This window comes from Paraburkholderia sp. GAS206C, assembly GCF_050435645.1.
GTDB classification, from domain to species: domain Bacteria; phylum Pseudomonadota; class Gammaproteobacteria; order Burkholderiales; family Burkholderiaceae; genus Paraburkholderia; species Paraburkholderia phenazinium_B.
The window spans coordinates 194,747-216,121 of sequence record NZ_JBNDKR010000007.1 but is presented as its reverse complement, the minus strand read 5'-3'; the positions used below and the strand labels follow the sequence as shown (position 1 = coordinate 216,121).

The window sequence follows — 21,375 nt, the reverse complement described above, 5'->3', positions numbered from 1 at the left end:
CCCGTCGAATACGCCAGAAGCGTGCCAACGCATGTGACCGGAGACTCAGCATGGCCCGGTGGACACCATCGACGTACCTCGCCGTTGGAACTGTTCAATGTGTTCAGTGTGGCGCGTGCTGTTTAGGAGCAGAGGGTGTGCAGAGTGTTCAGGAATTGAACAATCCAAAGAGCGGGAAGGCTGCAATGGATAAGGTGAGCACGGGGCGTGAGGCCGCCGCGTACTGCGGCAGCGGTTGAGTGGTTGCGGCGAGTTCAAGCTTACTTGCGCAGGAGTCGCAAGCCGTTGCCCACCACCAGCAGACTGGCGCCTGCATCGGCGAACACGGCCATCCACATCGTGCCGTAGCCCATCAACGTGAGCGTCAGAACCACCGCCTTCAGGCCGAGCGCCAGGGCAATGTTCTGCACCAGTATCGAGTGCGTCGCCTGCGAGAGCCGGATGAAGAGCGGAATCTTGCGCAGGTCGTCGTCCATCAGGGCGACGTCTGCGGTTTCGATGGCGGTGTCGGTGCCCATCGCACCCATCGCGAAGCCGATGTCTGCGCGAGCGAGCGCCGGGGCATCGTTGATGCCGTCGCCCACCATGCCGACCGTCACGCCATTGGCCGACAACCCTTCTACGGCCTTGAGCTTGTCTTCCGGTAACTGGTCGCCGAGTGCGCGATCGATGCCGACGAGGCTCGCGATGGTTTCGGCCGTGTGCGGGTTGTCGCCGGTCAGCATGGCCGTTTGCACCCCCAGCTTGTGCAGGTCGGCAATCGCGGCGCGACTGCTCTCCTTCACCGTATCGGCGACGGCGAAGAGGGCCAGCACGCGTTCTTCGTCCATCAGCATGACGACGGTTTTGCCTTGGCGTTCGAGCGTGTCGAGCCGTGCTTCGAGCGCTGTCGAGCAGCGGCCGAGTTCGTGGACGAGGCGGTGGTTGCCGAGCAGATACGGCGTGCCGTCGATCATGCCGCGCACGCCGCGTCCGGGAATCGCCTCGAACCCGCTAACCTTCAACCACTCGATACCGTCGGTTTTGGCCGCGCCCGCAATCTCCTGCGACACCGGATGATCGGAGCGACCAGCGAGACTCGCGGCAAGGCTGCGGCAGCGGGTGAGTGCGACATCCTCCACACGCATTTCGAAGTCCGTCTGCACCGGTTTGCCGCGGGTGATCGTGCCGGTCTTGTCGAGAGCGAGCCACTTCAGCTTGCGGCCCTGCTCGAGGTACGCGCCACCCTTGATCAGGATGCCCTGGCGGGCGGCGGCCGCGAGACCGCTCACGATCGTCACCGGGGTGGAGATCACCAGCGCGCACGGGCAGGCGATCACCAGCATCACCAGCGCCTTGTAGACCCACTCGTACCACAGGCCGCCGAACAGCATCGGCGGGAGGATCGCCACAGCCAGCGCGACGGCGAACACGATCGGCGTGTAGACGCGGGCGAACTGGTCGACGAAGCGCTGCGTCGGCGCTTTGGAGCCTTGCGCTCCTTCGACCGCGTGGATGATGCGAGCAAGCGTGGTGTTGCTGGCGGCGGCCGTCACGCGGTAGTCGAAGGAACCGCTCTGGTTGATCGTGCCGGCGAATACGGCGTCGCCTTCGGCTTTGTCGACCGGCAGGCTTTCGCCAGTGATCGGCGCCTGGTTCACGCTCGAGCGGCCTGCGACGATCTCGCCATCAAGTCCGATTCGCTCACCCGGCTTTACTCGCACGATCTCGCCCAGTGCGACCGATTTGATATCGACAGCGCGCCAACTGCCGTCGGGCTGCTGGACGGAGGCTTCTTCGGGCGTCAGTTGCATGAGGCCCTTGATCGCGTTGCGGGCGCGGTCGAGCGATTTGGCTTCGATCAGTTCGGCGATCGTGAACAGCACCATTACCGTGGCAGCTTCTGGCCATTGCTGCAGGACCAGCGCGCCGGTGACCGCGATGCTCATCAGCGCGTTGATGTTGAGGTTGCCATTGCGGATGGCGAGCCAGCCTTTCTTGTAGGTGGTGAGGCCGCAAGACAGCACAGCGACGATGGCCAGCACCGCCGCGAGCCACGCGGGTGCGCCGAGCCAGCTAACCGCTTCGGAGCCCACAGCGGCCGCACCGGCAAGTGCCAGCGGCCACCACGGCTTGTGCGGCTCGGCGGGTGGGTTCGTGAGCGGGGCGGTTGCGTCGGCCAGTTGAGGTTCGAAATCGAGCGAGCGCAGGCTCGCCAGAATCGAGCCGAGCGCCTCGGGGGCATGCACGACCGTAAGCACGCGCTGCATCAGGTTGAAGTCGAGGCTGCGCACGTAGGGCATCCGGCCGAGCTTCTTGCGGATCAACGCCTCTTCGGTCGGGCAATCCATCTGCATGATGCGGATCGCGGTGCGCACGTTAGCGCCGATAGTTTCGGGTCCAGAAAGCTTGGCCAGCGCGACGGGGGCGGCAGAGCAGCAGGCGTCGGTGTGGTTGTGGGCGTGCTCATGTGGCGAAACCCGCTCCGGATGGGCGTGAGCGCACGACTCCCCGTGCTCGTGACGGTGCGTTTCTGCGTGGCTGGCGTGAGGCATGGTGGCTTCCTGGCTGGATTTGTGGTCTAGTAAACACCTTGAAGCCACTACAAGGTCAAGGACGCAATCCGGAGGCTCCATGAAAATCGGCGAACTCGCGAAGATTGCCCACTGCACCACCGAAACCATCCGCTTCTACGAGAAAGAGGGCCTGTTGCCCGAAGCGGACCGCACCGAAGCGAATTACCGCAGCTACGCGGCGCGCCACGTCGAACGCCTGCGTTTCATCCGCAACTGCCGCGCGCTCGACATGACGCACGACGAAATCCGCGCCCTGCTACGCCTGACCGATACCCCGGCCGACGGCTGCGGCGCGATCAACACGCTGATCGACGAGCACATTGCGCATGTCGATACGCGGATCGACGAGCTCAAGCAACTCAAGGCGCAATTGACGTCGTTGCGCGAGCAATGCCAGATCGAACAGACCGTCGAGGATTGCGGCATCGTCCACGGACTCACCGACATGGAAGTGAGCGCCCCCCGTTCGCGGCATACCCATCTGGGTTGAGCGGGCGCCGACCCGGTCGGACCCATTGCCCGGCAGCACGCGCGCGACGCCTGCTGCCGGGCCGCACCATTAAACGAATCGAAGTTGGAGAATCAACGTGTTCAAGTGTAGAAACCAGTCCTGTGAAGCGCGATGGGAGCAGGCAGACGTCGTCATCAAGAACGAGGGCCAGGGGCTCCTGTTCCGCTGCCCGATGTGCGGCGCACGCAATTACGTCGAGCGCTTCGACGCGGACGATGGCTCGGTGGTCTACGAGCAGATCGATGGCCGTCCCCTCCAGTAAGCCCAGCCGAGCCCTCGACACATGAACAGTCCCACGACCACCGCCGCGCCTCCGGGCGCACCCTTCAGCCTGCTACCGCTGGCGCCGGCGATGCTCGCCAATCTCACGCAGCTCGGCTACGTCGAGATGACGCCGATCCAGGCTGCGAGCCTGCCGATCGCGCTAGCCGGCAACGATCTGATCGCCCAGGCGAAAACCGGTAGCGGCAAAACCGCGGCGTTTTCGCTCGCACTGCTGGCGCGCCTCGATGCGCGCAACTTCGACGTGCAGGCCATGGTGCTGTGCCCGACGCGCGAATTGGCCGATCAGGTCACGCAGGAAATCCGCCGCCTCGCGCGCGCCGAACAGAACATCAAGGTGCTGACGCTGTGCGGCGGCACGCCGATGCGCCCGCAAACCGCTAGCCTGGAGCAAGGCGCGCATATCGTCGTTGGTACACCGGGGCGCATCATGGATCACCTCGAGCGCGGCAGTCTCGCGCTGGGCGCGCTGAACACGCTGGTACTCGATGAAGCCGACCGCATGCTCGACATGGGTTTCTTCGACGACATCGCGACCGTCGTGCGTCAGTGTCCGAAGGAGCGCCAGACGCTGTTGTTCTCCGCGACGTACCCTGATGGCATCGTCAAGCTGAGCCAGCAGTTCCTGCGCAATCCCAAGGAAGTAAAGTTGGAGGAGCGGCATGACAACAGCAAGATTCGTCAACGCTTCTACGAAGTGACGGAAGACGGCCGGCTGCACGCAGTCGGGCTGCTGCTGAATCACTACCGCCCGGTGAGCTCGCTGGCATTCTGCAATACCAAACAGCAATGTCGCGATCTGCTCGACGTGCTGCGTGCGCAGGGCTTTCATGCGCTCGCACTGCACGGCGAACTCGATCAGCGCGAGCGCGATCAGGTGCTGATCCAGTTTGCGAATCGTAGCTGCTCGGTGCTGGTAGCGACTGACGTTGCCGCCCGTGGGCTGGACATCGCGCAGCTCGAAGCGGTGATCAACGTCGATGTGACGCCGGATCCCGAGGTGCACGTGCATCGTATCGGCCGTACGGGACGCGCCGATCAGGAGGGCTGGGCACTGAGTCTCGCGAGCATGAACGAGATGGGCCGCGTCGGTAGTCTCGAGCAGGCGCAGGGACGTGAGGTGGAGTGGCATCCGCTATCGGAGCTGACGTCGACCAGTAACGAGCGCCTGTTGCCGCCGATGGAAACGCTGCAGATTCTCGGCGGCCGCAAGGAAAAGATCCGTCCGGGCGACGTGCTCGGCGCGCTGACCGGCGAAGCGGGTTTCGCCGGCTCGCAGATCGGCAAGATCAATGTGACGGAGTTCTCGACCTACGTCGCAGTTGAACGCAGCATCGCACGCGATGCGTTGCGCAAGCTCAGCGTCGGCAAGGTGAAGGGCAAGAAGGTCAAAGTCCGCATGATGGACGAGTAAGCGTCACGAACGGCGGCGCTTACTCCCGGCGACCGCTATCGTCGCGCGCTGCCTTGCTCTTCCAGTGCGGCCAGAAGTGCGTTGGTCTGTTCCAGCAGCGCCGTGTGATAGGCCGACGGCATTTCGACGTCGTCGGTGATCGACATCGTGTCGTTGACGCCGTGGCGGAATATCCGTGTGATCTCATCGCATTGCGCCGCGGTCAGTTGCGGCAACGTCGCGTCGAAGAATCTGCACAGCACCATTGCGCGGGCGCCGATGCGGGAAACCGCGTTGCTGTTCGACACGGCGAAACTTGCGTAGGCGCTCAGAAGTTCACCAGTGACGTTCGTGGTGGTTGTGCTCATCAGAACGCCTCCCACGTTGGATCTGACTTGTGCGTTAGCGCAAGCGGTTCAGCGGCTGGCGAGGGTGCGGGCGCTTGCCCGATTGCTTTTAACCTCGCGGGCGCCTTCGATATCTTCCGCACGGGAACGAGTGGCCGGTTCTCCGCAACCGGCATGCGCGACACGGAGGACTCACGGTCGTCGAGCCTGAACGCCGACACCGCCCCCTGCAGATTGTTCGCCTGCTCTTCAAGGGAATGCGCAGCCGCAGCGGCCTCTTCCACGAGCGCCGCGTTCTGTTGCGTGACTTCGTCCATCTGGCCGACTGCCTGGTTCACCTGCTCAATGCCGCGACTTTGCTCTTCAGACGCCGCCGCGATCTCGCCGACGAGATCCGAGACCTGCTGGATGGCCTGCTTGACCTGGCGCACCGTTGCACTGACTTCCGTGGCCTGTCTGGCGCCGTCCTGAATCGTTGCCACGGACGAGCTGATCAATTCCTTGATTTCTTTCGCGGCGGCGGCCGAGCGCTGAGCCAGACTGCGGACCTCGCTGGCCACCACGGCAAAGCCGCGGCCCTGCTCGCCCGCGCGTGCGGCTTCGACCGCTGCATTCAGCGCAAGAATATTGGTCTGGAAAGCAATGCTTTCGATGACGCCGGTAATGTCGGAAATCTTGCTCGAGCTACTGCTGATCTGATCGATCGTCCCGACCATGGCCTGAACGGAATTGTTGCCTGTGTCCGCTATATCGGTCGCGTGCATGGCGAGGGTGTTCGCCTGGCGTGCATTGTCGGCGTTCTGCTTTACCGTCTCCGTCAACTGCACCATGCTGGCGGCGGTTTCTTCAAGCGACGCCGCCTGTTGTTCGGTGCGCGCGGAGAGGTCGGTATTGCCGCTTGCGATTTCGCGTGACGCGACAGCAACCGAGGCCGTAGACGATTTAATCCCGCGAACCGTATCGCTGAGATTCCCGTCCATTTTCCTCAATGCTTCGAGCAACTGACCAAACTCGCCTCGTGAATCGACGGTGACGCGATTTTCCAGTTCACCGTTTGCGATATGGTTCGCTACGTCAATCGCCCTGTTGAGCGGATTCAGAATCGTGCGCAGCAGGTAGGTGGATATTCCCACGGCAACAACAATGCCGGCCACGAGCAGACCGATCGCGATCCAACGCGTAGTCGCGAAGGTGGCGTCGCTGTCGTCGACAAATTGTTTGGCCTGAGCCAGATTGAGTGCGGCGTCCTCGTCCAGAGCATTGTTCATGGACGTTGACACCGCAAGAACGTCTTCGATTGCAGTACCAGCCGCATCGAAATTCCCTGCGCTAGCTGCAGCTACGGCCTGGTTCGTTGACGCCGTGAAGCGCGGCAGCATGTTCTTGATGCGCTCCGCGATCTCATGTTCCTTGTCGCTGGATATCCCGCTTGAATAGTAGTGATTCCACGATTTATTGAGCTGTTCAAAATACGTGGCGATTGCCGCGGCGTACTCCGCTGTCCTGGCCGGATCGTGGAATACCTGAATGCGCCTTAGCATAAGGCGCACATTGAGTTGGGCTATGCGAACTTCCGATAGATCGGAGATCGGAACGGTGTTGCCAACGTATCCGTTGGCGACGTTCGAATTGACTCTGGAAAGCCCGAGTATCCCAAAGAGGCCGATAGCAGCCATGAGTACAACGCACGCGCCGAACGCGAAAATGATCTTGATTCTGATTGTTTGCACCAGCTTGTCCGTGTCGCGTTCATCGAAAAATTGACGCCATTTTTTGTCACCGCGAGGTTTTAGATCGCGGTCTGTTACCGATAGTAGCGGTACGGAAACGGCGTGATGCGTTTGGACATGCGTGGTAAGACTTTGGTAGGGGCGCGCTTAATCTCTGGTAGGGATATGCTCGTTGGGTAAGCGCAATGAGGCTTGTGGGTTTTCCGCTCCCCTTAGTCCGACCCACCACCGTCCGTCGAATCGGACTGGATCAGCGCACGGACCGTTAGATAAACCACGGGCAGATCGTCATCGTCGCGTCTCCAGTCGACCGGCTCGTCAAGATCCGAGCCGGCCAGACGGCTGTCGCCGAAACGGACGAACATGTCCCGGACGTGCTCTTTATTTCTCGCCCGGAAGCCGGGATTCTCGAACACCAGTTCGTCGATCGTCTGCAGGGTGCGCCAGGTCGGCAATCCACTGCCGATCGGATAAGCGCGACGACCGCTATTCAGATGACGCCTGGCGACTGTGACAATGACCTGCTGAAGGTCGAGCGATGCGCTGCGGAGCGCGCGTTCGAGGGCAATGGGATCGATGTTTCGGACATCTTCGTCGAAGGCCGTGGCATGGGTCATGGTCTTATTTTCCTTGTAGCGTGGGGCGATGCATTTGCTTCAAAGGTGTTTCGATTGGGGCGGGCAGCGCTGTGCGAGCAACTGGCGAATCTGGGCGAGATGGGTGTCGCCGACCGTGCAGTCTTCGATAGGGCGAAAGCGTTGGCGTGGCATAGGCGGGCGCACGCCGAGATAGCGGCATACCGCGGAGAGGTACGGCTTTCCGTTGCCTCCGAGATGTCGTGCGGCAGCAGCCACCCGAGCGTCGCCGGCATGCTTGCACAGCCAGGCGAGTGTTTCGCGGTCGTCGTCGTTCAGGATGCGGATAAGCTGGTTCATTGCTGTACCCCTGTATGAACATACATACTGTGAATTTATACAGTATTTTGGGAAGATGCAAGGGGAATTGGAGGGCGAGTTAGTTCGATCGGAACGCCGCCAGGCCGCGAAGCGCATCGTTGAATCGTCGCCGGACCCGCACCCGCTGGCGGACTCAATAGCCCGGGAGGAGCATTTTCTCGCCTTGCTGCGCGAGCTTGAATACGAGCAGCGTCGCGAACTGGGCGAGCCGCAGCCGGATTTCACGGCCGCATGAACTGGGCCGGGCGATCGCATTGAGGCGCGACAATTGTTGACCAATTTTCAGACGTTTCCGTACTGGGACGAACCATCTCGCGGGTTATAACGCGAGATGGCTCGTAACGGGCCCACATCGCGGCCCGCGTCGGCTTTGCAGTCCTTGCCCTTCGGGCCGTGTCTCCCACGAAACCCAGCAAGGAGGCGCGCCTATTCATGGCGACACATCACGGTAATCCGCATCACCCCGGCGCTCCGGCAGCGCCCGCAAGTCCGCCGCCGCCGCCGCAATGGCAACCCTTGAACTGGAGCTTTCCCTTTGCTCCGATCAGCGGCAATGAAGCCGATCCGCAAACCTGGCTCAGTGCCTTGGCGAGTTCGGACGGCGGGTTCTATCCGCTTGGCTCGAACGGCATGTATCACGGTGGTATCCACTTCGGCGCTGGCACAGGCGGCAAGCTCAAGCAGGGCGATGGCGTCAGGGCCATTGCCGATGGCGAGGTGGTAGCGTACCGCCTGGATTCTGCCTATCCCGAACTGACTTATCCACCGTTCCCGCCGCGCTACGCGCTGTACTCGACGGGCTTCGTGCTGATCCGCCACAGGCTCGTGCTGCCGCCTGAACCAGACAGGCAGGGCGCATCATCGACGGCAGCAACCCCGGCTTCGGGTGCGTCAGCAACGACTGCCAGTGGCCCGCAGGCTTACCAGCCACCCGCCGATGAAGTGCTGGAGTTCTACAGCCTGTACATGCACCAGCTTGACTGGAAAGGGTATCAGGACGCGCAGACGGAAGGCGGCAACGCGCCCGCGCCGTCAATCCATCCGCTGCCTTTCTGGGAGGGTGACAGGCATTTCCGGGTTGGCGCGAAAGCGAATGACCACCAGGCCCAGCCCCGGCAACTCAATGCGCCACTGAATATTGGCACGCCTTCGGACGCGTTGAACACCACCACGTTGGCCGGCGGCGCGCTGCTCGGCGGTGCGCTATCAGGTCCGGCCCCGGACAGCCTGGGTGCGCTTTCAACGTATCCCGACCAGCTGCGCTATACCGTACCGCCAGCCGGTCCGGCGGACGCTCCCCAGGATGCCGGTACGTCCCGGACCGGCGTCCGCATCTGCGACCGTACAAACGGGACCGCAATCGGCCTGCTGCCGCGCGGTGGTGAACTGACCATTGTGGGCAACGCCGCGAATGGCTGGGCGCAGATTGCGAAGATCATCAAGGGTACGCCCGTGGCTGCTATCGCTGGCGGGACTCCCGATCCGCGTGCCGTGACGGGCTGGATAAATCTTGATGAACTGGACGCGGTAATTGATCCGAAGCCGCTCGATACGGTGGTCGTGCTCGACAAGCCGTTTCCGGTGCAGGCGGGCGACGTGGTGGGCTACCTGGGCGAGTACCAGAATTCCACTGAGGCGAGTCTGTTGCCGCCGAAGCGCGAGTTCCCGCTCTTACACCTCGAAGTGTTCACTGGGGCGCAGATCAATGACTTCATCAATAAGAGCAAGGAACGGGCGAAGAAGCTGCCGGATAAACCGCTGCTGCTGATCCGGCAGGGCGTGAAGCTTGTCAAACCTGCCGACCCGCAGAGTAATACCGGGCTGGTGGGGCTGACGCTGGCTTTCGCGACGGGCAAGCAGGGCGATCCGGGCAAGGGACTCTGGGCAAAGGTTCAACCAACGAAGCTTGCGGCGCAGCCGTCAACACACGGCCACGGCCACAACCATCCCGCCAGCGGTACGCCCGTAGGCGATCCGCTCTGGGTTGATCGCACCAAGCATGCGGGCAAGGTTGCCGCTGGACCGGTGCCGACCTGGGCAACATTCCCGTTGCAGCTTGCCAATGCCGACGCTCCGGATGTCGGATACCAGCAGGTATTTTCGCGCGCCCAGCTTGACCAGGGGCGCGAGATCGACCGGGCGATCGACGATCAGGGCACGCAATGGTGGAAAATTGCGGCGGGCGACGAGGACGGCAGGACGATGACGGGATGGGTGTGCGAGAAGAGCCACCCCAGTACGCTCTGGGAAAGTCCGTGGGCGTGGCTGGGATTCAATACGGTGGATACGACCAGCGTCCCGTTACTCGACATGTACCGGCGTTGCCGGTTCGAAACGAAACGCCTGATCGAGGGCGACAACGAGAAGGAATTCAGTACCGTGGCCGCGGCGGTGAACGCGGGGCAGTTTATCTCCAAGCTGGAGAAGGCCGCGAAGCGCCAGGGCAGCGGTAAGGGGAACGTGGTTCCGGCTGACCTGAGGAAGGCGCTGACCGTGCCCTGGCTGGCGGAGGCGGTCTCGCACCTGATCTTTCGCTACGAAAGCGAATGGGGCGGCGACATGGGCAAGTGGGAAAAATTCCTGCCGCTTATGAGGACGCTTGGCGGCTCCATCTGGAAGACCGAGATGGAGCGCATCAAGAAGCTGCAATGGTGGGACAAGGTGAAGGCCGTCGAGGGCTTCCCGGTTGACGCTGACGTGTGGCACATCCATCCTATCGGGCTGGTGGGCAATTTTTCCACCTCCTCAGCATCACTAAGCCTTGCGGAAGCACGCGTGAGAGCTTTGCTGAGAGTTATTCGCGTTGGTGAGGGAACGTCATCGGACAGGGGTTACGTGACGCTATATGGAGGCGGAATATTTCAGGGTTTCGCAGATCATCCGAGAAAGAAAATCACCGCTGGTAACTACACCTCCACAGCAGCCGGAGCGTATCAAATACTGGAAAAGACATGGGATGGGCTCGTGAGCAAGAAACAATATTCTGATTTTAGCCCAGCGATCCAGGACGGGGCCGCCGTTCAATTACTAGTTACACGGCATGCACTAAACCCTATCATGAGCGGCGATCTTTCGACTGCCATTCACGGATCGGGAGGGAAGGCTGAAGGGACAAATAAGGAATGGGCTAGTCAGCCGGATTCACCCTATGGGCAGCCGGTAATGACAATGGATAGAGCCAATAAATTGTTCGCGGAGTATCTTGAAGATGAACTCCGTGGACATACTACTTTGACTGTTCCTCAGGGAGAGCTGTTGAAATGGCAAAAAGAGTGAGATTTTTCCCGGTTCTACCTTTCTTGATGCTTGCCTTTGCGGGCACTTGTCACGCAGACGATGGCGTGGCTTTATACTCAAAATCAACCGATGTTGCTAGCAGGCTCAGCGGGAGATGGTCGCCGGATTGTGACAATTTGGAGGGCATAAAGATAGATGACCAGCTTAAGGCGGAATTTACTATCAATTCAAATCAAATTGTCATCAATTCAATGTTGAAAGAGGGTGTTAAAAAAGATGGGGTCATTGACGTCTATTTTGAATCGCCGCTGGACCTGGGGCGAGGTGGCATGAATCTCGATTGGGGTCATTTTTCGACGGTCACTCGAATCGCCGCTATAAAAATCAAGGGCGAAAATGATATTAGTTTAAATTGGGTTGGCTTTTTTAGCAATGAAGCAAAAAAACATCAATGGGTGAATCAGCCTGATTTTTATAACGATAATGGAAAGATTGATTTTCATAGGTGTGAAAATTAACAAGTCTTGATCGAATTGGCTTGGCGGTTGTCACGCTGCCAAGCCTTTCATCGTTAGGCGCGCTGTTGCACCTTTCCGCAATCGTTCTATCTTTCATCCTTACGTCGAGGCCTGCCCGCTGCCCTCGGCAACGCCAAGCGCGGCGTGGTGGCCGTGGCAATGTGGGAGGCAAAGATACCGCGCCCCGCGATTCGCTCGTACCTGGGAGGGGCCAGGAATCATGACCACGCCTTGGTGATTGACGCTGCCGGAACGCGCGACGGAGTTGCGTCAATGCCAGACCGCGCTGGCAACCGTGCTATCGCGAAAAGACACGGTTGAGCGTGTGTACTTGGCGGTGTCGCCGACTATGCCACCTTGCTGGACGTCGTGTGGAGGATAAAGCCGTTCATCGATCAAGTGATTCAGCGAGGCGATGCAAATTCGACCCGCGGCCTCGATCCGGACTACCGCCAATGGTTGGTAAAGACGCTTGCGAAAATATTCGAACATCTGGCCGAGGAAAGGGCGACGGTAACAACTGACCCGGTGACCAATGAGATATCGGGGCGCTTCTTCGCCTTTGTTCGGCTCGCAATTCCACGCGCTCTTTTTGCCGACGTGACACTTTATGACCAGATCAAAAGGCATCTGAGGGCCGCCGCTCTAGTTAGGGTGTAATACAACTACCACTGCCGATCATGCCACTCCTTAGATTTCCTAAGTACCAAATCGGATGCTTCTCTTATACCGCGCGTTTGCTGCGGTTGAATTAATCTGAGCGGGGTATTCATGGCGAGCACTTTGGAAGGCACTTGGCTGCGACCAGCGCAAGCGGCGGTCAAGTTGGGCATCGGAGCTTCTACGCTTTGGCACAAAGCGAAGATTGACCCTGGCTTTCCAAAGCCCGTTGAGGTTAGTGCGCGTGTGACGATCTTTCTCGAACGCGACCTCGACGCGTATCTCGAGTGGATGGCCTCGCCTATGGTCGAAAGCTTGAATCGCTGCTCTTGCAATATCTTCCCGGCCCAGCACTGTTCAGTGAGATAGTAAAGGCGCATGTTCTGAGGTGGTGTCTAATTGGGCCCAGGATCGAAACTACTTTCGGATCAGCGCGATGTCGTAGATCCTTGCGTCGACGATGCATATCCCATCGCCGCTGCCGCCACTACTGGCGAGGTTGCAGCGTCGACTGTGTCTGTCTTCTACGCCTTGAAGGCCTTGGCCGTTAGTGGCCATCTGCGGAGGCGATGCCTACTTTCCCTATGCGTCGGAGAGCGCGATCATCAGGAGACGGTCGCGGTGATACCGCTTGCACAAGCTGCCTTAGGCGGCTAGCCATTTTGAATATCGGTGCTATCACGGAGAGTTCCCCGAGACGCTTTTGGGCGCGCGAGATCATCGTCGATAAAGCGCCTGAGAGTCGAAAAGGTCTTTTTGAACTCATCTTCTTTCGAACCGCACGGACCGTTGTTCTGCTCGTGAGCAACCGTTGTGTGTATCCCTTTCATAGGGTAATCGGCGGTTCGATTGGACACAAACCACATCCCGGCAAACGGGCCGCTTTGATATTGGTCGACGGTAGCGTCGAGCTGATATCCATGGTGGGATTCGATTTTCTTCGTCGCCATAGCGCTCCCGGGTGTAGGCGATTGAGGCAATCCTAGCATGCAATACCACGCTGACCGTGATCTCGCCCGCGAGCGCGACCCGCAATAATTCGTCCAAGATGCTTTCGCCTAGCCTATTATTTACCGCAATGGTGGCGGCAGAGGGGCGCTACAAGACAAAAACGAGAAAGGGGCTATCCATGACAAAGAATAGTGCGGCGCTTTGCGTGGTCGCTATCGCGCTACAGGCATGTACGTACGATCTGACATTGCTACCACGCGGTCCTGGCCAGTTTGCGCATGGCTTGGCGCACCGAAGCGACAAGTCGGTAACGATCGAATTGGCCGGCCGCACATATGATGGCCATTTTGTTTACGTTTCTGGAGGAGCATTTACGCTAGCAAGCGCCGCAGGCAGCGGCGGCACGTTTGCTACCGGAACCGGAGTTGCCATGAGCGCGTCTGGAAACGGAAATATCTTGGCGAGTTCCCCTGATGGTCATAACCTCCGTTGCGTTTTCAACTACAGCCAGTGGAGCAAGGGCGGAACTGGAGTGTGCCAAACAGATGACGGCACCCTGTATGACCTGCAGATAACACAACGATAACTGCGACGTCAAAGGACAATCCGTGAACCATCTTACCGCTGGAGCGATGAAGGCGGTCGCATCGATCGCCTTCATCGCGTTCGCCCTTTCTTCTTCGTTAGTTTATGCTCGCTCGCCTGCATCTGACGCCTGGGCGCAGCCCGACGAATCCGATCTGACCTCACATGGGCACTACGTTAACAAGTCTGGGCAGGAGGTGCACTCGCCGGCGAAAGCGAAGAACGGCGGAGTGCCTACCGGCGCATCGGCCAAGTGCATCGACGGCATGTACAGTTTCAGCCGACATCATTCCGGCACATGCTCGCGGCACGGAGGGGTGGCGGAATGGGAGTGACACGCATACGGAGGCGTCACGACAGGTCGGCCGTATCTGACACACTTACTGCTGCTGCGGCTCTTATTCGTCGGGCACCCGACCACTAGAGGCATCGCACGCCAGAGGCTTATTCAGCAACGCCCAGTACAGTTTGAACGCGCCCGCCGTCGTCAGCGTTTGTCATCTGGCAAACGAACTTCACGTTTGGATCGAGAAGCGATATTACGTGCTCGGTTAATAGAATCTTCAATTTCAACATAATCGTGGTTACATCAGAAAGGTCCATCTGCGGTTCGCTTCCGAGCTTCATCAGTTTTTTGAGGTTACCGCGGTGGAGAGCATCGCCACATCGCGCGTACACCTTTAGTAACTGCGACTTGTTGAAAAATGAATCGGTGACGGGCGTCATGTGATGATGCTTGTGGCCGTTCGGAAGCGGATGCGAGGTCCGTTTGATCGGCATCGGATAGAACTGCGGATGGAGTCGTTCGAGATCGTGCAGGATGTCTTTCGCTGAGTACGAACTCGTTAACCTCGCAGAGTTGGCAGCGGGAATATCGCCATGCACGGCCAGACAAGCCAACGCAATCAGCTCGATAATCATGCGTATCTGCAAATAGCAATATTCGCGTGCCAGAGTGGGTGGCAGGCCTGTTTCACCGTTTATCGTCTTCTGAACGGACAGCGTCCGCACTTTGATCTCTTCCATGAGATCAGCGTAGAGCCGAAGTATTTCCTGCTGCGGTTTTCCGTGCATAGAGCATTCCTTCTCCGTTCGGTGTAGTCGAGTAGCGTTGCTACGACGCCATGTCCTGAGCCATCTTTAGCATGCTGAGTTCCGCGGACTCTTCTGCATCTCGGCCGTCCAACTGCCAGTCGACTCAAACAGATGTGCATTCGAGCGCCACGAACCGGTTGAAGGATGGGCAATCAACTGTCCGAGGAGCAAGGTAGCGCCGCGACTCGGCGGGATTTTCAATGCTGCAGTTAAATGCTCGGCGCATACGTCAAGCATGCCTCGGAGGGTCGGCAATCGTTAGTCTAACCGCCAGCCGTCAGTGAACATTTTCACGATCTCTTTGGCGTCCCTGAAGTACGGCTATACCAGAAAAAATTGCGGCGCGAGATCAACCGAGATCCGCGCCGGCTTCGCGCGCTCAAACCATTCGCATTCGGCGCTATTCGACGCGAGTCACATCCGTGTGGCCTCCACCAAGTGGTCATTTCGTAGCCACTCGCCGGTGCTGGTGTGGCCGATGCGCTGCGACGGCAACTCCGCGAAGTTGAGCAAGCGCTAATGGCGCTCGACTGCGTAATTGCAGTGCGACGGGAATACGCGGCGCTACGAGATCGGGCTGGCTGGTGTGAGCTCGAACTAGAGCGGAGGCCGCGCTCGAGCGCAGTCGTCATCTTGAATCTAGGGCGCCTCCTCGGTGCTGGATCTGTATGTCGAGCGCCTGTACCAATTGATTGTCTGACGTAGCGCTATCGCTGGCTCGGCCGACTCTTGCGCAGGCTGCGGCAAACAGTTCGGCAGATCGGCGTATCTGGTTATCACTAACTCGCACGCGCAGTTTCAGTATATTGGCGAGCGCCTCCCGGCTGCCTTGGTCTGCTTTTTCGGAAAGCCGTGTCTTTTGCCAGGAGCTCGTCGACGCTCGCCCTTGGAATATTTGGCGACAAATCATCCATAACGAATTTCCTTGACTTGCTGCCATCTTTTGCTTGCCGCAGCGGTGCGCTGGTGTATAGTTTCGTGTATAGTTTCGCGGTTTACTCCAAATCACACAAATAGGCAAGTCGAGATGAGTGATCGCAGCGGAATCCTTCCTAACTCGCCATTAGTCTATGCCATTGCCTCTGTTCGCTTCGCGCAACTGGCGCTATTGCCGAACAAGATGCCGGAGATCCATGAGAAATTGCGCGCCGTTGCTCCAGTGCTACAGCATGTCCAGCAGCAGATGCGGGTGATGTTGCCGGGAGTCGTCAATCCACCGGAGACCGCGACGCAAGCGTGGCTAATGATGTCGAGCGATCGCTCGTTTGGAGCGCAACTTGGCACGGAGCAAATACTTTTCTTTACGTTGAAATATCAGCGCTTCGCCGGTTTTCATGCATTTGTCAGCGAGTGCCTTCAGGTGCTGTTCGACGAGATGAAGTTTTTGGACGTGACGGCGTTGGGTGTGCGATACGTCGATCATATCAAGGCGAGCCACGACGACCGGTTGGCGGACTATATATCAACGGCGTTTCTGACACCGACAGTTCCATCCTTTGATTCTGCGGGAGGTTTGTCGCAGTTCGCCTATGGCATTGAAGGCGGCCAGTTGCGTGTCCGCAGCATACATACGACCGAGGCATTCTCCATTCCAATCGATTTGATTGGACTGGTTGGGACGATCAGGGGCGCCACCCAGCCATTGACGCTTACGCCGCTTCAGCCAAACGAGATGCTGCTTGATATCGATGCGTTTACAAATTATCCGCAACCGCGACGCATAGAGCTAAGGGAAATTCAGGCGGGGCTCGATAACCTGCATAAGAGAGCAAACGCATTCTTCCGGCATGAAGCGGTTTGCACTGATCACGCATTCGCAGTATGGAAAGGAGGCGAAAATGTACGCTGATATTCCGCCACCGTTGGACGTCGCGGCAATCGTCGCACCACAAGGCAGTTCGATGCCCCTCAATGAACCTAACTGGCAAGAGCTTCTTGGTGCTCGTCAGGCCGCTGGTTTTATTGAATCAATTGGATGGCTGGAAAGCGGATCGTCGCCCGTTACGGCGCCGGTCGGCACTTCGCTTAAAACCGGCTTGCTGTTCGTCGTTGAAGGGGCGCCGTATTTTGTTGTCGTCGATGGATGTGCGCAGGCCCAGGTTCATCTCGACAAGCATGAGGCGGTAACGCGAACGCTTCCGTATCAGTTGGATTCGATTAAAGAGCGTTTGGACATCTCTGTTACGCAGTTGGCCGAACTCTTTTCTGTGACGAGAAAAACTGTCTATGACTGGTACGAAGGGCAAAGTCCACGTAACGCGAAGAGCGACAGGATAAATGCGCTCGCCGAAGCTCTCGATAAGGTTGATGGCGTTGATCTAAAAAGGCTTAAGGGTTTTTGGAGTATCGCTCTCCCTGGCGGCTCGTTCCGGTCGACACTACAAAGTGATACGCTTGCGGGTCCAGAACTTAAGTCCGCTCTCGTAGCGAAACTGAATGAACTTTCTGCGGAAATGTCTGTTCCTGTTCGTCCGCCGCGGCGAGAGCAGTCATTTAGTGCCGGTACGCCAACCATCGCAGATATCGAGCGCAGAAGCGACTCCTACTAAGGACCCTGCTGCCATCCTCGCCGAAATCAAGGGAAGGGGTTGGTGGCAGGGTTCCGTCATTTCGGCGGCAGACTTGGCTTTGATCGGTCAAAGCTCTGATGGCGTAGAGTTTTGGGTCGTCGTGTCCCAAACTTGCAACCTTTACAACCCGTTCTTCGATCGGGTTCCCGTCTTTGAGCTTGTTGGCGCATCTCGGCTGCTTGATGGTTGCAGCTCGGCGAAGACCAAGGGCGATGATCCTCGCATTCTGCATGTGGAAGCAACTGGGGCCAACGGCGTCGTGTCGCTTGCGATAGATATCCAAGCTCGGAAATGGCTGCCCCGCGCCTCTCTTGCTGAATTGTCTGCGCCGCAATACTCGGTCGAAGATCCGCCGAGGGCGGACTGGGCAACGGAGCCGACTTGGCTCGATAATTTGGCCGGCTGGCTCGGCCGGAGCTACACCCGAGTCGCGCTGCCCGACGAGTTCAACGAAGGGTTGTCCAAGTCGAAACTGCTGAAGGTCTTGGACGAGAAGGTCACGAAGGACAAAGACGGAATATACGGAATCTACCTCTCTGTTGAGCGGGATTCCGAGGAAGCGTGGGAGGACGCGCTAGGTCTGATGCCTCCGCCATATAACTTGGGGATCACCCTTATCGTGAAGGACGATCAGCCGCGCGCGAAACTGCGCGAGAAGCTTATCAAACAGATTTTTAAGGACGAGGTTGAAGATCCTGACAACCAAAGTCAAAAGACCACGAGAGCCGTTCTCGCGCAGCGCTGTCGGATTCGCATTGCAGAAATCGGCATTGAAGTGAGAGGCATGTCGGACGTCAATCTTGGTGAGCTAAGGCAGTTGATTCGATACACGATGGTCGACTATCTTTCGACTTCGTCCTTTGCGGCGCCCGAATGAAGCGGCTCGCGTTCAATTGCGCTCATCAAATCCGGTTACACCGTGGTTACATGGACTAGAAAAAGAAAAAGGGTTGCAGCGCAAATGCGTGCAACCCTTTGAATTTCTTTGGTGGGGCGTGAGTGACTCGAACACTCGACCTACGGATTAAGAGTCCGCTGCTCTACCAACTGAGCTAACGCCCCCAACAGACTGCGAATTATGAAGGACTTTTTTTAAGTTGCCAAGGCCCCTTTAGCAGATTTCTTAAAAAAATTCGTGACGCCGGTCGTTTGCTTAACCGCCGGGCCCACGATATGCCAAAAACGCGCACTTTCTACCGTCCCGGTATTATGTTGCCACACCATGCCGCGCGACGCTTCACGCGGTTCAACGGGGATAAGCGATGGACGACAAAGCGATAGCAGAGTTACTCGACCGCGTGCTGGCGCCGTGGGTGCGCACGCTTGCCCTGACCCCCGTGAAGGTCGACGAGGAAAGTGCGACGATGCGCCTGCCGTTTTCCGGCGAGCTGCGCCACTCCGGCGGCGTGATCTGCGGCCAGGTCTTTATGGCGGCCGCCGATACGGCGATGATCGTTGCCATTTCCGCCGCCCTCGACGGCTTCAAGCCAATGACCACCGTCTCGCTGAACATCAGCTTCATGCGCGCAGTGCGCAAGGGCGACGTGCTGATCACAGCACGCGTGTTGCGGATGGGCCGCAACCTCGTATTCGGCGAAGTCGAACTGTTCGACGAGGACGGCAAGATGGCGGTCCACGCCACTACCACCTACGCGCTGCTCTCCTAAGCATTGCGCGTCAGATTCCAGGGAAAAACGAAGAATGTTCGATCAGGTTGTATTCGCGGGCGGTGGCAATCGCTGTTGGTGGCAGGCGGGATTCTGGGACATCGTGCAGCCGGAACTGAAGATCCGGCCGCGCGTGATCACCGGAATTTCGGCGGGCGCGGCCACGGCATGCATGCTCTACACGCGCGATTCCGACTGGGTCATGCGCTACTACGAAGACGCACTGCGCCACAACACCCGGAACGCGTACTGGGGCAATCTGCTACGTCGCGAGTCAGTGTTTCCTCATTATCGGATCTATCGCAAGGCACTCCTCGACATCTACGGCGAGAAGTTTGCGTCACTCGCGCAGGCGCCGGAAATCCGCATCGGCGTTTCGCATCTGCCGCGTTGGCTCGGTGCGCGCAGTGCGGTCGCTGCGGGCCTGATCGCGTACAACATCGAGAAATACGTCCGCAAGACGCTGCATCCCACGCTCGGTCAGACGCTTGGTTTCCATCCGGAATTCGTGCGGGCGCAGGATTGCGCGAATGTCGAGGATCTCGCGGACCTGATTCTGCAATCGTCGTCGACGCCGCCTTTCACGCCGGTTTTGCGGCGCAACGGCCGGCCGGTCCTCGATGGCGGGATGGTAGACAACGTGCCGGTCGGCGCGCTCGATGAAACGCCGGGCAACGTGCTGGTGATGGTCACGCGCCTCTATCCGCGCCCGCAGATGTTCGTCGTATCGCACGGCGCCCAGCAGCGGCTGTATGTGCAGCCGTCGCGCAAAGTGCCCATCTCCAGCTGGGATTACACGAGCCCGTCGCAGATGCAGCACGCGTACAACCTCGGCCGCGCGGACGGTGAGCAGTTCCTCGAACACATGCCGCAGTTGCTCGAAGCCGCACTATACGATTGATCCGACGGCAAAGCCGGCAACGGGAGGGTGCCCGGCGGCCAAGACCAGTACAAACGCAAAGGCCGCGGCCTCATCCCTTACCGCCGGCGCCCACCCTGCAACGCCTCAGGATTCGCCACGCTCGACGTATCGCCCGCGTCGAACGCCAGAATATTCTGGAACGCCGCGCTGAAATACAACTCGTAGCTCTCACGCTCGACATACCCGATGTGCGGCGTGCAGATCACGTTTTCCATCCGCAGCAGGCTGTAGCCCTGCAGAATCGGCTCGCTTTCGTAGACGTCTATCGCCACCATCCCAGGCCGGTTGCGCGCCAGCGCATTGACCAGCGCGTTCTCTTCCAGCAGTTCGGCCCGGCTCGTATTCACGAGCAACGCAGTCGGCTTCATCCGCAGCAGGTCTTCCTGCTTGACGATGCCGCGCGTGTCGTCATGCAGACGCAGATGCAACGACAGCACATCGCTCTGTTCGAACAGCGCCTCGCGGCTTTCGGCGACACCGTATCCATCGGCACGTGCCGCTTCGAGCGTGCTGCCACGTCCCCACACCAGAACGTTCATACCGAACGCCTTGCCATATCCCGCAATCAGGCGGCCGATCTTGCCGTAACCCCAGATCCCGAGGGCCTGACCACGCAGAACCTGGCCCAGACCAAAGTTCGGCGGTAGCGCCGAGGTCTTCAGCCCTGACTGTTGCCAGGCTCCTTGCTTAAGGTTTGCTACGTATTGTGGGATGCGCCGCTGCGCAGCCATGATGAGAGCCCAGGTCAGTTCGGCCGGCGCGATCGGCGAACCGCTGCCTTCCAGCACGGCGATGCCGCGTTCGGTACAGGCGGCCAGATCGACATGGCTCGACACCTTGCCGGTTTGGCTGATCATGCGCAGATGCGGGAGTTTATCGAGCAGTTGCGAGTTGATGCGGGTACGTTCGCGGATCAGCACCAGGGCATCGACTTCCGACAGGCGGCTGGCCAGTTGGCCCAGGCCGCGCACGGTGTTGTTGAACACCTTGACGTCATGGTCGGCGAGCAATTGAAAGCAGTCGAGCTTGCGAACGGCGTCCTGGTAATCGTCGAGGATGGCAATCTTCATAGTCTTGGTGTTTTGCGACGCACCATGGCGGTGCGGAACGGAGTGTTAAGCTGGCTGTCCCACCATGTGAGGTAGGTCACACGCTGGTTTGGATGGATGCCTTATCGTAGAAAGTGCCGCGAAGATGGCATCACCACGCAAAGGCAAGATTGAGATCGTTTTTAACAGTTTGTTGCGTGTCGATGCAAGCCGCTTTACAGACGGTTGCAGAGGGCTGCTTGCAGACGGCGCAGCGCAACAGGCTGTATGGCCTATCACGACCTGCACAATCGTGCGCCGGTTGGCCGGCGCAACTGGATTGACGCCTCTCGCAGGCAGCGTCGTTG

21 protein-coding genes and 1 tRNA gene are annotated in these 21,375 nt (G+C 59.0%); 13 read left to right on the top strand and 9 right to left on the bottom strand.

Going from position 1 to position 21,375, the window contains the following annotated elements; genetic code table 11:
* Positions 1-260: 260 nt before the first annotated feature.
* Entirely contained in the window at positions 261-2,534 is a 2,274-nt protein-coding gene (locus tag P3T20_RS20700; RefSeq protein WP_429287659.1) for a heavy metal translocating P-type ATPase, read from the bottom strand.
* A gap of 79 nt (positions 2,535-2,613) precedes the next feature.
* Between P3T20_RS20700 and cadR the strand changes: the two genes are divergently transcribed.
* From cadR to dbpA, 3 genes are all read left to right on the top strand, one after another.
* On the top strand, positions 2,614-3,045 hold the full coding sequence (gene cadR, locus P3T20_RS20695) for a Cd(II)/Pb(II)-responsive transcriptional regulator (protein WP_429287658.1): 432 nt from the start codon (positions 2,614-2,616) through the stop codon (positions 3,043-3,045).
* 97 nt (positions 3,046-3,142) lie between these two features.
* Positions 3,143-3,328: a hypothetical protein gene (locus tag P3T20_RS20690; protein ID WP_074263018.1), complete on the top strand. Its 186-nt coding sequence runs from the start codon at positions 3,143-3,145 to the stop codon at positions 3,326-3,328.
* A 21-nt stretch (positions 3,329-3,349) separates the two neighbouring features.
* Positions 3,350-4,762 carry an ATP-dependent RNA helicase DbpA gene (dbpA, locus tag P3T20_RS20685; protein ID WP_429287657.1) on the top strand — a complete coding sequence of 471 codons (1,413 nt, stop codon included), beginning with the start codon at positions 3,350-3,352 and terminating at the stop codon, positions 4,760-4,762.
* Between the two features lie 35 nt (positions 4,763-4,797).
* On the opposite strand, the gene P3T20_RS20680 is transcribed toward dbpA, so the two are convergent.
* The 4 genes from P3T20_RS20680 to P3T20_RS20665 all read right to left on the bottom strand — a co-directional run bounded on the left by P3T20_RS20680 (position 4,798) and on the right by P3T20_RS20665 (position 7,753).
* Positions 4,798-5,109: a hypothetical protein gene (locus P3T20_RS20680; RefSeq protein WP_254368739.1), complete on the bottom strand. Its 312-nt coding sequence runs from the start codon at positions 5,107-5,109 to the stop codon at positions 4,798-4,800.
* Positions 5,109-6,821 (bottom strand): methyl-accepting chemotaxis protein, encoded by a 1,713-nt coding sequence (locus P3T20_RS20675; protein ID WP_074263020.1) that lies wholly within the window; start codon positions 6,819-6,821, stop codon positions 5,109-5,111. The genes P3T20_RS20680 and P3T20_RS20675 overlap by 1 nt, the downstream gene beginning before the upstream one ends.
* Positions 6,822-7,030: 209 nt before the next feature.
* Positions 7,031-7,435 carry a DUF2471 domain-containing protein gene (locus P3T20_RS20670; RefSeq protein ID WP_074263021.1) on the bottom strand — a complete coding sequence of 135 codons (405 nt, stop codon included), beginning with the start codon at positions 7,433-7,435 and terminating at the stop codon, positions 7,031-7,033.
* A gap of 39 nt (positions 7,436-7,474) precedes the next feature.
* Positions 7,475-7,753, bottom strand: a complete 279-nt coding sequence (locus tag P3T20_RS20665; protein ID WP_074263022.1) for a hypothetical protein — start codon at positions 7,751-7,753, stop codon at positions 7,475-7,477.
* Positions 7,754-7,808: 55 nt separating this feature from the next.
* Here P3T20_RS20665 and P3T20_RS20660 point away from each other — a divergent pair, with 55 nt between their 5' ends.
* From P3T20_RS20660 to P3T20_RS20645, 4 genes are all read left to right on the top strand, one after another.
* A complete protein-coding gene (locus P3T20_RS20660) occupies positions 7,809-8,009 on the top strand; it encodes a hypothetical protein (RefSeq protein ID WP_143787451.1) in 201 nt (66 codons plus the stop codon).
* A 197-nt stretch (positions 8,010-8,206) separates the two neighbouring features.
* Complete coding sequence (locus P3T20_RS20655) at positions 8,207-11,050, top strand: glycoside hydrolase family 24 protein (RefSeq protein ID WP_074263023.1); 2,844 nt, start codon at positions 8,207-8,209, stop codon at positions 11,048-11,050.
* On the top strand, positions 11,035-11,529 hold the full coding sequence (locus tag P3T20_RS20650) for a hypothetical protein (protein WP_143787452.1): 495 nt from the start codon (positions 11,035-11,037) through the stop codon (positions 11,527-11,529). Before P3T20_RS20655 ends, P3T20_RS20650 begins: the two co-directional genes overlap by 16 nt.
* Before the next feature lie 357 nt (positions 11,530-11,886).
* Entirely contained in the window at positions 11,887-12,189 is a 303-nt protein-coding gene (locus P3T20_RS20645; protein ID WP_074263024.1) for a hypothetical protein, read from the top strand.
* 653 nt (positions 12,190-12,842) lie between these two features.
* Here P3T20_RS20645 and P3T20_RS20640 read toward each other — a convergent pair.
* Positions 12,843-13,139: a hypothetical protein gene (locus P3T20_RS20640; RefSeq protein ID WP_074263026.1), complete on the bottom strand. Its 297-nt coding sequence runs from the start codon at positions 13,137-13,139 to the stop codon at positions 12,843-12,845.
* Positions 13,140-13,772: 633 nt separating this feature from the next.
* Between P3T20_RS20640 and P3T20_RS20635 the strand changes: the two genes are divergently transcribed.
* A complete protein-coding gene (locus tag P3T20_RS20635) occupies positions 13,773-14,060 on the top strand; it encodes a DUF3761 domain-containing protein (RefSeq protein ID WP_074263027.1) in 288 nt (95 codons plus the stop codon).
* 109 nt (positions 14,061-14,169) lie between these two features.
* Here the strand turns inward: P3T20_RS20635 and P3T20_RS20630 are convergent, their stop codons facing one another.
* Entirely contained in the window at positions 14,170-14,799 is a 630-nt protein-coding gene (locus tag P3T20_RS20630) for a hypothetical protein (protein WP_074263028.1), read from the bottom strand.
* A gap of 1,048 nt (positions 14,800-15,847) precedes the next feature.
* On the opposite strand from P3T20_RS20630, the gene P3T20_RS20625 reads away from it, so the two are divergent.
* Genes P3T20_RS20625 through P3T20_RS20615 form a run of 3 tightly spaced genes read left to right on the top strand, consistent with a single transcriptional unit; the run spans position 15,848 to position 18,267 of the window.
* Positions 15,848-16,669 carry a TIGR04255 family protein gene (locus P3T20_RS20625; RefSeq protein ID WP_074263030.1) on the top strand — a complete coding sequence of 274 codons (822 nt, stop codon included), beginning with the start codon at positions 15,848-15,850 and terminating at the stop codon, positions 16,667-16,669.
* Positions 16,659-17,369, top strand: coding sequence for a hypothetical protein (locus P3T20_RS20620; RefSeq protein WP_074263031.1), 711 nt, complete (start codon positions 16,659-16,661; stop codon positions 17,367-17,369). Before P3T20_RS20625 ends, P3T20_RS20620 begins: the two co-directional genes overlap by 11 nt.
* A complete protein-coding gene (locus tag P3T20_RS20615; protein WP_143787453.1) occupies positions 17,257-18,267 on the top strand; it encodes a hypothetical protein in 1,011 nt (336 codons plus the stop codon). Before P3T20_RS20620 ends, P3T20_RS20615 begins: the two co-directional genes overlap by 113 nt.
* A 109-nt stretch (positions 18,268-18,376) precedes the next feature.
* Here the strand turns inward: P3T20_RS20615 and P3T20_RS20610 are convergent.
* Positions 18,377-18,452: transfer RNA gene (locus P3T20_RS20610), tRNA-Lys, on the bottom strand.
* A gap of 200 nt (positions 18,453-18,652) precedes the next feature.
* Between P3T20_RS20610 and P3T20_RS20605 the strand changes: the two genes are divergently transcribed.
* Both P3T20_RS20605 and P3T20_RS20600 read left to right on the top strand, forming a co-directional pair.
* The gene (locus P3T20_RS20605) at positions 18,653-19,057 is read left to right on the top strand and encodes a PaaI family thioesterase (protein WP_074263033.1); all 405 of its coding nucleotides are present in this window, start codon (positions 18,653-18,655) and stop codon (positions 19,055-19,057) included.
* Between the two features lie 34 nt (positions 19,058-19,091).
* The gene (locus P3T20_RS20600) at positions 19,092-19,958 is read left to right on the top strand and encodes a patatin-like phospholipase family protein (RefSeq protein ID WP_074263034.1); all 867 of its coding nucleotides are present in this window, start codon (positions 19,092-19,094) and stop codon (positions 19,956-19,958) included.
* 77 nt (positions 19,959-20,035) lie between these two features.
* Here P3T20_RS20600 and P3T20_RS20595 read toward each other — a convergent pair whose 3' ends face one another.
* Positions 20,036-21,049, bottom strand: a complete 1,014-nt coding sequence (locus P3T20_RS20595) for a D-2-hydroxyacid dehydrogenase family protein (RefSeq protein WP_074263035.1) — start codon at positions 21,047-21,049, stop codon at positions 20,036-20,038.
* Positions 21,050-21,375 lie beyond the last annotated feature (326 nt).